Raw genomic sequence first — 15522 nt, 5'->3', positions numbered from 1 at the left:
CCCAAACTGCACCCACCATTTAACAGCCGCCTCGGGCGGCTATTTTGTTTTGCACCTCCTCAATTCGGGTAGTTAGCTATCAAAAAGGTACTGAGGATGTGAATGCTATATGAAACGCATTGCCGCCGTGTTAATACTACTGATCGTTACCGTGGGCACACTCTTTTTCGCCTACGAAAGCGAGAGTGAGGAACAACGGGACGGATTTACCGCCTATAGATTAATCGCCCATGCGATGGGCAGCATTCGTGATCAACCATATACCAACGCCTATGAAGCGATGATTGCCAATTACGAGAAAGGCACACGTGTATTTGAGATCGACTTTATGTTGACATCGGATCGCAAAGCCGTAGCCAGACATGAATGGACCGCTAATATGAGCAAAATGCTAGGACAAGACGAAGAGCTTCCGGAGGATAAACAAGCCGGGGCACTGACACATGATGAATTTATGAATACGCCTATTTTAGGTATGTATCAACCCATGGATGCTGATGGCATTATAGATGTACTGGCCGAGTATCCGGATATGTATATCGTAACTGACACCAAGGAACAGAAGGATGAGGATATTCAGCAGGTGTTAAGATCCCTCGTGGATGCAGCCAAAGAACATGACCCATCCGTGCTGGACCGGGTGGTTGTACAGATCTATAACGAACCGATGCTCGAAACGGTGAAAGAAGTCTATGCATTCCCTTCCATTATCTATACGTTATATGCCACACAGGATACAGAAGCTCAGGTTGTTGATTTTGTGCAAAAGAATGATATTGATGCCGTGACTATGCCGGAATATAAAGTAAATCAGAATTTCGTTGCCAAGCTGAATAGTGCAGGCTCAGTCACCTACGTGCATACCATCAATGACACTGAACAGGTGGCTAACTATGAGAAATGGGGCGTGTACGGGGTGTACTCGGACGTGCTGACAGAGCAGGAACTGGATGAGATGAATACACGTTTTGCCTGGAAACCGTAAAAATACATGTTTTTCTGTTCCCCTTTTTATACGAACATTGACACTCGCTGCCTGCTGACTTAGACTTAGTTTACAAGCTTTCTAGGATGCAGAAGAACCTCTGGAGGAATGTTCGTTGATAGACATGATTAAGCAGTGGAGACATGTATTTAAGCTTGACCCGGACCGGGAAATTACGGACGAAGAACTCGATCTGGTCTGCATGTCGGGGACCGATGCGATTATCGTTGGCGGATCTTCGGGAATTACCTATGATAACACGGTAGACCTGATGTCCCGTGTGCGTCGTTATGAGTTGCCATGTGTGCTTGAAGTATCCGATCTGGAGGCTGTTGTTCCTGGATTTGATGGATATTTGATCCCGATGGTATTGAATGCAACGGACAGCAAATGGATGATTGGGCACCACCAGCAAGCGATAGAGCGTTATGGTTATCTCATCCCGTGGGATCTGCTGATTGCCGAGGGTTATATCGTCCTGAATGCAAACTCCACGGTAGCTCAGTTGACTGGTGCAGATACGGAACTGACGACAGGAGCTGCGGTGGCATATGCCCAGGCTGCGGAGCGTCTGCTCAATCTTCCAATTATATATATGGAGTACAGCGGAACGTTCGGAGATATGGAGCTTGTTGGTGAGACACATAGACAATTGGAGTGGGCACACCTCATTTACGGCGGCGGAATTGATGATTCGGAGAAAGCCTCGCAAGCTGCCCAGGTGGCAGATACCATCGTGGTAGGTAATATTGTGTATAGCGATTTGACTAAGGCACTTGAGACGGTGTTGGCCGTAAAAGGAACCATTTAAACGGTTTAGTTTACCATTCCCCCATTTTCCCCTTATGATCTGTTAAAATAGAACTTTGCCCTTACTAATTAAAGAAGTTATATGAGCGTAATGTCGTTTACACGATAACAAAGAGGAGAGAAGTGAGCTGGAGAAACGAAATGCTCGTTAAAAGCTTTCTGTAAGAAAGCTAAATCCTAAGCATACTTCTATTACCTGATTTTGTTCTTTTTTTACTAAGCAATTCGTATACAGGGACTATGTTTACACGAGAACGAAGAGGACAGAAATAAGCTGGAGAAGCGGAGCGTTCGCCTTTATTACCGGATTTTTACCTTTGAAAAGTAGATCGAAAAATCCGGGAATAACAGCGATCGGAAGATTATTCTGTCATCGTAGTGACGAGTGTAACCGATAGCTCACTTATACCGACCAACCAACGAAAGGAGCATGCATGCATGCAACCTGTAAATATACATGATGCCGTTGCACGGCTTAACACCCCTCAACGGCAAGCCGTCGAGGCGACGGATGGCCCGCTGCTAATTATGGCCGGTGCGGGCTCCGGCAAGACCCGGGTGCTGACACACCGGATTGCCTACCTCATTGCAACACGGAAAGCACCCCCGTGGGGCATTTTAGCGATTACCTTTACGAACAAAGCCGCTCGTGAGATGCAAGACCGGGTATCTCAACTCGTAGGTGGCTCCCAAGGCCGCGACATTTGGGTATCCACGTTCCACTCCATGTGTGTGCGTATTCTGCGCCGTGATATTGAACGTATTGGCTTTACCTCCAACTTCAGTATTTTGGACTCATCGGACCAATTATCTGTTATTCGCAGCTGTATGAAAGACCAGAATATCGATACTAAGAAATTCGAGCCCAAAGCAGTTCAATCCATGATGAGCACGGCCAAGAATGAACTGATTAGTCCGGAGCAATATGAGAAGCAGGCAGGAGACTATTTCGAGGGTATTGTAGCGAAGATATATAAGATGTATCAGAAAAAGTTAAGAGCCAACAACTCACTTGATTTCGACGATCTCATTATGCAGACTATTCAACTGTTCAAGGAAGTGCCTGAAGTTCTCGACTTTTATCAAAAGAAATTCCAGTACATTCACGTGGACGAGTATCAGGATACGAACCGTGCACAGTACATGCTGTGCCGCATGCTCGCTGACAGTCACCATCGCATCTGTGTTGTAGGGGATAGTGACCAGTCGATCTATCGCTGGCGCGGGGCGGATATCAGCAATATCCTGAATTTTGAGAAAGATTACCCTGAAGCAAATACGATTTTGCTGGAGCAGAACTATCGTTCAACTTCCAATATCCTGAATGCAGCGAATGAAGTGATCGGCCTGAATACAGGGCGTAAACCGAAGAAACTGTGGACGGACAAAGAGGGTGGTTCGAAGATCAAGGTGTACCGTGCGGATTCCGAACATGATGAGGGGTATTTTGTTACCTCCGAGATTAGTAAAAATGTGAAGAACGGCAAATCCTATCAGAACCATGCCATTTTGTACCGTACCAATGCCCAATCCCGGGTTATAGAGGAAATTCTGATCAAGTCTGATATTCCGTATCAGATTGTCGGCGGCATCAAGTTCTATGATCGTAAAGAGATCAAGGACATTCTGGCGTATCTGCGCCTGTTATCTAACCCCGACGATGATATCAGTCTTACCCGGATCATTAATGTACCAAAACGTAGCATTGGTGATACAACGGTAGCGAAGCTGGCGGCTGCGGCAGGAGAGCGTGGAATCTCAATTTTCCGTGTGCTTCAGGTCGTGGACGATCTTGGATTTGCAGGCCGTACGCGAAATGCGCTGGTGGAGTTCTATGACATGATCGCTGCTTTGCATCAGATGGTAGAGTATCTGTCTGTAACTGAACTGACCGAGAAGATTCTTGAGATGAGTCAATACCGTCTTGAGATGCAAAATGAAAACACACTCGAATCCCGTGCACGGCTGGAGAACATTGAAGAGTTCCTGTCCGTAACAATGGAATTTGAGAAAAATAATGAAGACAAAACGCTCGTATCGTTCCTCACCGATCTTGCATTGATTGCTGACATCGACAGCATGAACGATGATGAAGAGGATCAGAGCGACGCGGTTACCCTGATGACCATGCACAGCGCCAAAGGTCTGGAGTTCCCGGTTGTCTTTATCGTGGGTATGGAAGAAGGGGTCTTTCCGCATAGCCGTGCCTTTATGGACAATGAAGAGTTGGAAGAAGAACGCCGACTTGCTTATGTAGGGATCACCCGTGCGGAAGAGCAACTCTTCCTGTCTTGTGCCCAGATGCGTACATTGTTTGGACGTACAACAGCGAATCCACCTTCCCGCTTCCTGGATGAGATTCCGGATGAGTTGAAGGAAGACACCTCCATGGCTCGTGATCGTTACCGTCGTGGCAGTAGCGGAGGCGGCTCATATGGTGGACGTGGACTAGGCTCTAGTGGAGGAAGTAACTTCGGTGGTGGCACCAAGCTGTTTGATCACCAAAGCAAGAGCGGTTCGTCTGCTACTTCATCCACGCCAACTTCACGTGTGACCACGGGCACGTCCCGCCCAGCATACTCTACGCCATCATCTGCTTCCAAGCCGGTGGCTTCTAATGGTGAAGCAGGCTTTAAGGCAGGGGACAAAGTGCAGCATGGCAAATGGGGCACAGGCACCATTGTTGCGGTCAAAGGGACAGGTAATGATACCGAACTGCAGATTGCCTTCCCGGCTCCGGTGGGTGTGAAACGTTTACTTGCCGGATTTGCCCCAATTACGAAAGTAGAATAAGAACGAAACTTACTTTTGCACTATAACAGAGAGAACAGAAATAACTTGAAGAAGCATAGCGTTCGCCTATATCCCCGGATTTCCACCTTTTAAAATGGATTAAAAGAAATCCGGTGGATAACAGCGATCGGAAAGTTATTCTGTTATCGGAGTTTACGTGCAATAGGAGTGTTCGTTCTACATAGATCAAATTAACGGAGGGATGGCCCTGTATGGACCCGATGCACCGGATGGAGCAACTCGTTACCGAGCTGAACCAGCATAATTATCAGTACTACACGATGGATCAGCCACAGATCAGCGATAAGGAGTATGATCTTCTGTACGATGAACTGGTTACGCTGGAACAGGAAAGCGGCATGGTTCTGCCAGATTCTCCAACACAGCGTGTGGGCGGCGAACTGCTCAAGGGGTTTACCCCGCATCGCCATTTATCCTCCTTATGGAGTCTGGACAAAGCACAGAATATTGAGCAGCTGCGCAGCTGGAATACCCGTGTACTGAAACTGATTAACGACTATAACAGTAAAAATCCCGATACGCCTTTACCGGAACCAGGTTATGTCATTGAGTTGAAGTTTGACGGATTGACGTTGAACCTGACATACACCAACGGTGAGTTGGTGCAAGCCTCTACACGAGGGAACGGTACCGTAGGTGAAGGTATTTTGGCACAGGTAAGAACGATCCGATCCGTTCCGCTCAAAATTCCTTACACAAGCGGTACGATTGAAGTACAGGGTGAAGGCATCATGAATCTGTCTGTCCTGGACCGATACAATGAGACAGCGGCAGAGCCACTCAAGAATGCGCGTAATGCAGCAGCAGGAGCGCTCCGCAACCTGAATCCGAAGGCGACGGCTGAGCGTCGACTGAATGCTTATTTCTATAATGTAGGTTATTCGGATGACATTCAATTTGCCAATCATCAGCAGATGATGGACTTCCTGCGTGAGAACCGCTTCAAAGTGAATCCATCGATTACTTATTTCCATGAGTTTGATGATGTAATGGAACAATTGGCTGCGATTCAGGAGAACCGGGGGCAGCTAGACTATCTGATCGATGGAGCTGTTATCAAAATTACGGACATGCGCACCCGCGAGGTGTTGGGTTATACCGATAAATTCCCTCGCTGGGCGGTGGCATACAAATTCGAGGCAGAAGAGACCACGACGGTTCTTAACGCTGTGGTATGGAATGTGGGTCGTACTGGAAAAGTAACTCCGCTGGCACGCGTAGAACCGGTTGAACTTGCCGGGGTAACGGTACAGAACTGTACTTTGAACAATGTCGGCGATATTGAGCGCAAAAATCTGAAGTTTGCTCTGGGCACACGGGTCTTTATCCGTCGCTCCAACGACGTCATTCCTGAGATTCTGGGTAAAGTGACGGAGGAAAGTGATGGCGAGGAGATCGTCTTCCCTGAGCAATGCCCGGCATGTGGATTCCCACTGGAGCAACGTGGAGCGCATCTGTTCTGTAACAATAGACTTGCGTGTAAACCACAAACGGTGGCACGTATTTCCCACTTTGCTTCCCGTGATGCCATGGACATTGAGACATTCAGTGAGAAAACAGCGATTCAGCTGTATGATGAATTGAACGTGCGTGAGCCTGCCGACCTGTATACGTTACAGTTTGATGACTTGGTGAAGCTGGAGCGGTTTGGGGAAAAGAAAGCGAACAACCTTATCGCTGCGCTTGAGCTTAGTAAAGATAGAGACTTGGCTTCCTTCTTATACTCACTGGGTATTCCGAACACAGGTAAATCGACAACGCGCATGCTCGCTGATCATTATCGAGATCTGCACGCCATTATGAATGCAACCGTGGAAGAACTGGTTGAACTACCCGACGTTGGTGGTATCGTGGCTGAGAGCATCGTAAACTTTTTTGCAGATCCGTTTACACAGGCTGCAATTGAGAAAATGCTCAACTTGGGCGTGAAAGCTCAGGCACCTGAGGCACCAGCCGTTGCTGTTGTGGAAGATTCCTTCTTCAGTGGTAAAACGGTCGTTTTGACCGGAACGCTGCACCAATTGACGCGGGAAGAGGCAACGCAAAGACTGGAAGCGCTCGGGGCGAAGGTGACTGGCAGTGTGTCGAAAAAGACAGATTTGGTTATTGCCGGAGAGAAGGCAGGTAGTAAACTAACCAAAGCTCATGATCTCGGTATTCCAACGATTGAGGATGAGGACGAACTTGTACGTCTTCTGAACCCACGGGGTTAATGTGTAATCAGAGAGTTCATAATGAGGAAAAAGAAAAAGGCCCCCGAAGACACGAATATGTGATCGGGGGCTTTTGCTATTTATCTAAATTATTTTTAAAACGAATGAACGCTCACCAGTCTTATCTTATCTGATCATGAACCGCTTAAATTGGTAGGAATGCGCTGAGATGCGCCTGTAAGCCATGCATCCTTATCATATCCTCGTTCTTCCCAGTAACCGATATGTTCACTGTCGATGAGTTCAATGCGATTTAACCATTTTACCGATTTATAGGCATACATCTGAGGAATAACGAGCCGCACCGGACCGCCAAGATCAGCAGGGATAGGTTTGCCATCATGCATGACAGCGACCATAATATCTTCCATTTGCGCTTGATCCATCGTAATGGCATCCGTATACACACCATCACCGGAATAAAACTTCACACTATGAGCTTCCGGTTTGACCCCGGCTTGTTTCAAAAGCTGTGCAAGAGAAATGCCTTCCCAGGTATTTTTATATACAGACCAGCCCGTTACACAGTGGAAATCACTAACCTGTACGGTACGCGCCAGCTTCACGAACTGTTCCCAGTTCCATACCTGTGCCCTTTCAACCAGTCCATCGATTCGGAAAGACCAGTTAGCATTGGAGAAGGACGGTATAGGCGTAACCGTATATACGCGGAAATGACCTTCAGCTCCGCCTCCAATGGGAGGTGAAGAGGCAGACAGCGGTTGTGGCAGAGGAACCATACGGTTAGGATCGTTCTCCAGCATGCTATCAATACTATTATCGATCTTGAGATTTCGTCCTACCCAGGATATAAAAGTAGGACCAAGAGTCACGGCGAGACCAACCCCCACAGCAGAACGGATGAAAGCTCTTCGTGTATACAACGGTTGTGGTCGCTCCTCTGATTTGAGGGGATCTCTCTCGGAACTACGATCAAACTGGGAAGAAAATATAGCAGCCGGAGTTTCTTTTTCATCTATTATTGTGTCAGATCGATCAGCTGTATGTTGAGTTCGTGTTGAAGTTGTAGTGGTTTTAACCGCACGACGTGCAGGATCCTTTAACCATTTGGTCCGAGTGATGGAGTGATAGATAATATAAGGTAAGCCCACCCAAGTCAGCAGGTCATGGATTAAAAGTGCAGCATTCGACCATCGAGGTCCAGCTAGCTTGAACTGCCATAATACAATACCCGAGAGGAGCCAGCCTACCAGCAGCGCAAGAACAAAGATGGTGTTTACCCTTTGCCAAGGCCTATTTCGAAGTTGTTTCCAGTGCTTTCCGGCCAAAATCAAGTAATATATTACGGGTGCCAGCATAGCTAGCCCAACGATGATATGTAGCCATTTTAACCAGACACGTCCAATTCCGAGTATCTCGCGCCAAAAGCCGCCCACCAGCATAAGACCTGTTATAGCAAGGATCACAACAATCCAGGCATTCCAAGCATGGATGGAAACCAACTTTTTGCCGTAACCTTTGCGTCTGTTCTTTAACCATTGCTTCAAGTGCGATCACCCCATATAGGTTAGTAATGAGTTTATTCAGAACTTTGATATGTAATAACTAGCTGTGAATGGAGTACGTGATCTGTGTAAAGGTGCAATGCGAGATGGTTATAGGATTGTTCATAGGCTACTTATGAAAGTAGTACACTTGACTGCTTAACCTTATCCCTATATCTATATACCTTATTATAGAGTTTTTGGATCACTTTCTTCAAACGAACAGAAGAGCAGGGATCGTTATCCCATCTTGGGTTCAGAGAATGTGCTATTCTGTCGAATAGAGGTTGGAAACAAGACACCGTAGATGAAGATATCATGATATCAAAAGGTTGATTAAAAATGCTTGCTAAATAAATCACTACGTGATATATTATTTCTTGTCGCTTCAAACGAATGATTGTCATAATCATTTGAAAGATGACGAAAACAAAGTGTTGACAGTAAGTTAGTTAACATGATATGATAAGATTCCTGTCCGGTTGACGAACATCAACATGAACGGACATACAAGTTCCTTGAAAACTGAACAAATGGATAGTAACTTTTGATTCACAATGAATCGTCAGATTCAAAATGAGCTTATCGCTCTTTTCAATACTTTATTGGAGAGTTTGATCCTGGCTCAGGACGAACGCTGGCGGCATGCCTAATACATGCAAGTCGAGCGGACTTGAAGAGAAGCTTGCTTCTCTGATGGTTAGCGGCGGACGGGTGAGTAACACGTAGGCAACCTGCCCTCAAGTTTGGGACAACTACCGGAAACGGTAGCTAATACCGAATAGTTGTTTTCTTCGCCTGAAGGAAACTGGAAAGACGGAGCAATCTGTCACTTGGGGATGGGCCTGCGGCGCATTAGCTAGTTGGTGAGGTAACGGCTCACCAAGGCGACGATGCGTAGCCGACCTGAGAGGGTGATCGGCCACACTGGGACTGAGACACGGCCCAGACTCCTACGGGAGGCAGCAGTAGGGAATCTTCCGCAATGGGCGAAAGCCTGACGGAGCAATGCCGCGTGAGTGATGAAGGTTTTCGGATCGTAAAGCTCTGTTGCCAGGGAAGAACGCTTGGGAGAGTAACTGCTCTCAAGGTGACGGTACCTGAGAAGAAAGCCCCGGCTAACTACGTGCCAGCAGCCGCGGTAATACGTAGGGGGCAAGCGTTGTCCGGAATTATTGGGCGTAAAGCGCGCGCAGGCGGTCATTTAAGTCTGGTGTTTAATCCCGGGGCTCAACCCCGGATCGCACTGGAAACTGGGTGACTTGAGTGCAGAAGAGGAGAGTGGAATTCCACGTGTAGCGGTGAAATGCGTAGATATGTGGAGGAACACCAGTGGCGAAGGCGACTCTCTGGGCTGTAACTGACGCTGAGGCGCGAAAGCGTGGGGAGCAAACAGGATTAGATACCCTGGTAGTCCACGCCGTAAACGATGAGTGCTAGGTGTTAGGGGTTTCGATACCCTTGGTGCCGAAGTTAACACATTAAGCACTCCGCCTGGGGAGTACGGTCGCAAGACTGAAACTCAAAGGAATTGACGGGGACCCGCACAAGCAGTGGAGTATGTGGTTTAATTCGAAGCAACGCGAAGAACCTTACCAGGTCTTGACATCCCTCTGATCGATGCAGAGATGTATCTTTCCTTCGGGACAGAGGAGACAGGTGGTGCATGGTTGTCGTCAGCTCGTGTCGTGAGATGTTGGGTTAAGTCCCGCAACGAGCGCAACCCTTATATTTAGTTGCCAGCACTTCGGGTGGGCACTCTAGATAGACTGCCGGTGACAAACCGGAGGAAGGTGGGGATGACGTCAAATCATCATGCCCCTTATGACCTGGGCTACACACGTACTACAATGGCCGGTACAACGGGCTGCGAAATCGCGAGATGGAGCCAATCCCAACAAAGCCGGTCTCAGTTCGGATTGCAGGCTGCAACTCGCCTGCATGAAGTCGGAATTGCTAGTAATCGCGGATCAGCATGCCGCGGTGAATACGTTCCCGGGTCTTGTACACACCGCCCGTCACACCACGAGAGTTTATAACACCCGAAGTCGGTGGGGTAACCGCAAGGAGCCAGCCGCCGAAGGTGGGATAGATGATTGGGGTGAAGTCGTAACAAGGTAGCCGTATCGGAAGGTGCGGCTGGATCACCTCCTTTCTATGGAGAATCGTTTCCTGCAACGGAAACATTCAAATAAGCAGGTTCTTAGAACCTGCAACAGCAACACAGTTACTTATCCATTTGTTCAGTTTTGATGGAATTTGAGGGGCCATAGCTCAGCTGGGAGAGCGCCTGCCTTGCAAGCAGGAGGTCAGCGGTTCGATCCCGCTTGGCTCCACCAAACAATTTCATCTATTTGGCTTGTTCTTTGAAAACTAGATATCGAAACGAAACAAACGCGAATTAGAACATTCCTTTAAGCTGATCTTGTGTAAACAAGTGACGTGTTTATAAAGGTAGTTAAATTGCTTTTGTGATGGTATCGGGTGAGAGCGACTTTTGGCTTTGCGCAAGCAAACCAAGGGAAGCGAGCGACCGAAACCGGAACAAAATGGTTAAGCTACTAAGAGCACACGGAGGATGCCTAGGCGCTAGGAGCCGATGAAGGACGTGGCGAACAACGAAACTGCCTCGGGGAGCTGTAAGCAAGCTTTGATCCGGGGGTGTCCGAATGGGGAAACCCAGCTGGGGTAATTTCCAGTTACTCACAACTGAATACATAGGTTGTGTAGAGGCATACCAGGGGAACTGAAACATCTAAGTACCCTGAGGAAGAGAAAACAATAGTGATTCCGTCAGTAGCGGCGAGCGAACGCGGAGAAGCCCAAACCAGAGAGCTTGCTCTTTGGGGTTGTGGGACGTCTCACATGGAGTTACAAAGGAACCGGTTAAGCGAAGAGGTCTGGAAAGGCCCGCCAAAGAAGGTAAAAGCCCTGTAGTTGAAAGTCTGTTCCCTCCGAGACGGATCCCGAGTAGTGCGGGGCACGTGAAACCCCGTATGAATCCGGCAGGACCATCTGCCAAGGCTAAATACTTCCTAGCGACCGATAGTGAAGCAGTACCGTGAGGGAAAGGTGAAAAGCACCCCGGAAGGGGAGTGAAATAGAACCTGAAACCGTGTGCTTACAAAAAGTCAGAGCCCGTTTTAGGGGTGATGGCGTGCCTTTTGTAGAATGAACCGGCGAGTTACGTTCCCGTGCAAGGTTAAGGTGAAGAGCCGGAGCCGCAGCGAAAGCGAGTCTGAATAGGGCGACTTAGTACGTGGACGTAGACCCGAAACCGGGTGATCTACCCCTGTCCAGGGTGAAGGTGCGGTAACACGCACTGGAGGCCCGAACCCACGCATGTTGAAAAATGCGGGGATGAGGTGGGGGTAGCGGAGAAATTCCAATCGAACTCGGAGATAGCTGGTTCTCCCCGAAATAGCTTTAGGGCTAGCCTCGGAAAACAGAGTCGTGGAGGTAGAGCACTGATTGGGTGCGGGGCCCGCAAGGGTTACCAAGCTCAGTCAAACTCCGAATGCCATAGACTTACTTCCGGGAGTCAGACAGTGAGTGCTAAGATCCATTGTCAAAAGGGAAACAGCCCAGACCATCAGCTAAGGTCCCCAAGTGTGTGTTAAGTGGGAAAGGATGTGGAGTTGCACAGACAACCAGGATGTTGGCTTAGAAGCAGCCACCATTGAAAGAGTGCGTAATAGCTCACTGGTCGAGTGACTCTGCGCCGAAAATGTAACGGGGCTAAACACACCACCGAAGCTATGGCTTGATGCTTTGCATCAGGGGTAGGGGAGCGTTGTATAAGGGTTGAAGGTGTACCGTAAGGAGCGCTGGACATTATACAAGTGAGAATGCCGGTATGAGTAACGAAAAGATCAGTGAGAATCTGATCCGCCGAAAGCCTAAGGGTTCCTGAGGAAGGCTCGTCCGCTCAGGGTAAGTCGGGACCTAAGGCGAGGCCGAAAGGCGTAGTCGAAGGACAACAGGTCGAAATTCCTGTACCACCGTAAGCCGTTATGAGCAATGGGGGGACGCAGTAGGGTAGTGACGCGGACTGATGGATGTCCGTCTAAGCAGTAAGGCTGATGTGTAGGCAAATCCGCACATTGTAAGGCTGAGCTGTGATGGGGAGCGAAAATTGTAGTAGCGAAGGTCATGATCTCACACTGCCAAGAAAAGCCTCTAGCCAGGTGATGGTGCCCGTACCGCAAACCGACACAGGTAGGCGAGAAGAGTATTCTAAGGCGCGCGGAAGAACTCTCGTTAAGGAACTCGGCAAAATGACCCCGTAACTTCGGGAGAAGGGGTGCCCCGGTAGTGTGAATAGCACGAGGGGGCCGCAGTGAAAAGGCCCAAGCGACTGTTTAGCAAAAACACAGGTCTGTGCGAAGCCGTAAGGCGAAGTATACGGGCTGACGCCTGCCCGGTGCTGGAAGGTTAAGGGGAGTGGTTAGGAGCAATCCGAAGCTGTGAACCGAAGCCCCAGTAAACGGCGGCCGTAACTATAACGGTCCTAAGGTAGCGAAATTCCTTGTCAGGTAAATTCTGACCCGCACGAATGGCGTAACGACTTGGGCGCTGTCTCAACGAGAGATCCGGTGAAATTTTAATACCTGTGAAGATGCAGGTTACCCGCGACAAGACGGAAAGACCCCATGGAGCTTTACTGCAGCTTGATATTGAATTTGGGTACGATCTGTACAGGATAGGTGGGAGCCTTTGAAACGTGAGCGCCAGCTTGCGTGGAGGCAACGTTGGGATACCACCCTGATCGTATCTAGGTTCTAACCTGGTACCGTAATCCGGTGCGGGGACAGTGTCAGGTGGGCAGTTTGACTGGGGCGGTCGCCTCCTAAAGAGTAACGGAGGCGCCCAAAGGTTCCCTCAGAATGGTTGGAAATCATTCGAAGAGTGCAAAGGCATAAGGGAGCTTGACTGCGAGACCTACAAGTCGAGCAGGGACGAAAGTCGGGCTTAGTGATCCGGTGGTACCGCATGGAAGGGCCATCGCTCAACGGATAAAAGCTACCCTGGGGATAACAGGCTTATCTCCCCCAAGAGTCCACATCGACGGGGAGGTTTGGCACCTCGATGTCGGCTCATCGCATCCTGGGGCTGAAGTAGGTCCCAAGGGTTGGGCTGTTCGCCCATTAAAGCGGTACGCGAGCTGGGTTCAGAACGTCGTGAGACAGTTCGGTCCCTATCTGTCGTGGGCGTAGGAAATTTGAGAGGAGCTGTCCTTAGTACGAGAGGACCGGGATGGACGTACCGCTGGTGTACCAGTTGTTCCGCCAGGAGCACCGCTGGGTAGCTATGTACGGACGGGATAAACGCTGAAAGCATCTAAGCGTGAAGCCCCCCTCAAGATGAGATTTCCCAGTATGTAAGACCCCTTGAAGACGACGAGGTAGATAGGCTGGGGGTGGAAGTGCAGCAATGCATGGAGCTGACCAGTACTAATCGGTCGAGGGCTTATCCAATAGCAAGTTGTAATTCGCATGTTTCGTTTCGAATCTAGTTTTCAGAGAATGATCTCTGAAATGAAAATTGGTACATCACATAACGTGTGTATGATTTTCAGTTCCATATCTGATTTTAAGAAGCTATGCTTCGACAAATCGCGTTTGGTGGCGATGGCGGAGGGGTTCCACACGTACCCATCCCGAACACGACCGTTAAGCCCTCTAGCGCCGATGGTACTTGGACCGCAGGGTCCTGGGAGAGTAGGACGCCGCCAAGCGAAGAACCACTGCCGATGTTATTCGGTGGTGGTTTTTATTTGTTTATTTTAGGGGATGCGGAAGCATCTCTTATTTGACTTTGTAAGAATCCTCTGACACACTCTAAGGGGTACATATATCAGATATCAGGCCATGATTTGGATTGATATAACTCTAGCGAATGGGGTGTAGGACAACATGGAAATTCAGAAATTGACGGTAGATGATTTTGAACCGGCGATGGCACTCTCCGAATATGCTTTTCAAGTAGTAATGAGTGAAGAACAGAAAGAAAAACGGCGGAGTCAATTTTCGTCACAGGATATATGGGGTGTATATGAGGACGGGCAGCTAGGAGCCAAACTTCACATCATTCCTTTTCAAACCTATATTCATGGCAGATCGTTCGAGATGGGCGGTATTGCGGGTGTTGCCACCTGGCCAGAGTATAGACGCAAAGGCTGGGTAGCGGGTCTGCTGAAGCATGCGTTGGAAGAAATGAATCGTAACAAACAGAGCATATCATTCTTGCATCCATTCTCTTTTGGTTTCTATCGAAAGTATGGATGGGAGACGTATGTTGAATTTAAACGTTATAAAGTACCTACAGCTCATTTGCCTCAGAAAAAAGCGACACCTGGAACAATTCGGCGAGGGGATCCGGGCCTCAGCATATTAAAGGAAGTATACAGTGCGTATGCTGAGCGTTATAACGGAACTCTGGTTCGGGATGATGCAAGGTGGGAGAATTCAGTTCTTGTTAATGGGAGCAGCCAGAAGGCTGTATATTATGATGAAGCTGATGCAGCACAAGGCTATCTTTTATATGAGGTTAAGGAAAATAAATTTACCATTAAAGAGATCATCTATCTGAATGAAGAGGCTAGGCAAGGGCTGTGGACCTTTATTGCTAACCATGATTCCATGATCCAGGAAGTTACGTTGCAGGCGCCTGCCAGTGATACGCTTGCCTTCCAATTGGATAACCCACGGATTCAGCAGGAGATTGTACCTTATTTTATGGCGCGTATCGTTAGTGTAGAGCAGTTTATATCCCAGTATCCATTTGCAAGCCAGGACTCACCGTTGCAGATTGTTCTACAGGTAGAGGATACCTACGCTCCGTGGAATGAAGGGGTATGGCAATTAAACGTGGCAATGAACGGAACAGCGTCCATATGGAAAACTTCGGAACCGATTAATGATGATCAGACCATTAAGGTGGATATTCAATCCCTTACGGCGGTGCTGATGGGATATCGCAGACCAACAGAAATGGCACGAATTGGAAGAATTCACGGACCGAACACAGCAATCAAGGCTTTGGAACAAGCGATTCCTGAACGGGAAACCTATTTGCTCGATTTCTTCTGATGACTATGCCCACTGCTCCATTTAACCTGATTAGCTTATATAGAAATACGGCGTGATTGAAAGACAAATGGACTTCTCCAGCAATTTTGGGGAGGTTTTTTTGT

The 15522-nt window shown here is 48.4% G+C and carries 6 protein-coding genes, 1 tRNA gene and 3 rRNA genes; 9 read left to right on the top strand and 1 reads right to left on the bottom strand.

Features of this window, described 5'->3' with window-relative positions:
- The first annotated feature begins 109 nt into the window (after positions 1-109).
- The 4 genes from MHI12_RS27155 to ligA all read left to right on the top strand — a co-directional run bounded on the left by MHI12_RS27155 (position 110) and on the right by ligA (position 6822).
- Positions 110-985: a phosphatidylinositol-specific phospholipase C/glycerophosphodiester phosphodiesterase family protein gene (locus MHI12_RS27155; protein WP_339195764.1), complete on the top strand. Its 876-nt coding sequence runs from the start codon at positions 110-112 to the stop codon at positions 983-985.
- A gap of 115 nt (positions 986-1100) precedes the next feature.
- On the top strand, positions 1101-1796 hold the full coding sequence (locus MHI12_RS27150; RefSeq protein ID WP_405170803.1) for a heptaprenylglyceryl phosphate synthase: 696 nt from the start codon (positions 1101-1103) through the stop codon (positions 1794-1796).
- 437 nt (positions 1797-2233) lie between these two features.
- Positions 2234-4588 (top strand): DNA helicase PcrA, encoded by a 2355-nt coding sequence (gene pcrA / locus MHI12_RS27145; protein ID WP_341009114.1) that lies wholly within the window; start codon positions 2234-2236, stop codon positions 4586-4588.
- 212 nt (positions 4589-4800) lie between these two features.
- Positions 4801-6822, top strand: coding sequence for an NAD-dependent DNA ligase LigA (gene ligA / locus MHI12_RS27140; protein ID WP_405170802.1), 2022 nt, complete (start codon positions 4801-4803; stop codon positions 6820-6822).
- A gap of 134 nt (positions 6823-6956) precedes the next feature.
- Here ligA and MHI12_RS27135 read toward each other — a convergent pair whose 3' ends face one another.
- Positions 6957-8330: a molybdopterin-dependent oxidoreductase gene (locus tag MHI12_RS27135; protein WP_405170801.1), complete on the bottom strand. Its 1374-nt coding sequence runs from the start codon at positions 8328-8330 to the stop codon at positions 6957-6959.
- A gap of 599 nt (positions 8331-8929) precedes the next feature.
- Between MHI12_RS27135 and MHI12_RS27130 the strand changes: the two genes are divergently transcribed.
- The 5 genes from MHI12_RS27130 to eis all read left to right on the top strand — a co-directional run bounded on the left by MHI12_RS27130 (position 8930) and on the right by eis (position 15418).
- A 16S ribosomal RNA gene (locus MHI12_RS27130) occupies positions 8930-10482 on the top strand.
- Positions 10483-10590: 108 nt separating this feature from the next.
- Positions 10591-10666: transfer RNA gene (locus tag MHI12_RS27125), tRNA-Ala, on the top strand.
- A gap of 212 nt (positions 10667-10878) precedes the next feature.
- A 23S ribosomal RNA gene (locus MHI12_RS27120) occupies positions 10879-13804 on the top strand.
- 143 nt (positions 13805-13947) lie between these two features.
- Positions 13948-14064, top strand: a 5S ribosomal RNA gene (rrf, locus tag MHI12_RS27115).
- The 16S, 23S and 5S rRNA genes sit together here with 1 tRNA gene alongside, the layout of an rRNA operon.
- 178 nt (positions 14065-14242) lie before the next feature.
- Positions 14243-15418 (top strand): enhanced intracellular survival protein Eis, encoded by a 1176-nt coding sequence (eis, locus tag MHI12_RS27110; protein ID WP_405170800.1) that lies wholly within the window; start codon positions 14243-14245, stop codon positions 15416-15418.
- Positions 15419-15522 lie beyond the last annotated feature (104 nt).

The sequence above is a fragment of the Paenibacillus sp. FSL H8-0280 genome (assembly GCF_045040665.1).
In the GTDB taxonomy this organism is placed as follows: Bacteria; Bacillota; Bacilli; order Paenibacillales; family Paenibacillaceae; genus Paenibacillus; species Paenibacillus xylanexedens_A.
The sequence above is the reverse complement of the archived record's forward strand: the minus strand, read 5'-3'. Positions and strand labels throughout refer to the sequence as shown.

Coding starts and splice junctions, on each gene's coding strand:
- MHI12_RS27155 (WP_339195764.1), top strand. CDS start 110: ATGAAACGCATTGCCGCCGTGTTAATACTACTGATCGTTACCGTGGGC.
- pcrA (WP_341009114.1), top strand. CDS start 2,234: ATGCAACCTGTAAATATACATGATGCCGTTGCACGGCTTAACACCCCT.
- eis (WP_405170800.1), top strand. CDS start 14,243: ATGGAAATTCAGAAATTGACGGTAGATGATTTTGAACCGGCGATGGCA.
- ligA (WP_405170802.1), top strand. CDS start 4,801: ATGGACCCGATGCACCGGATGGAGCAACTCGTTACCGAGCTGAACCAG.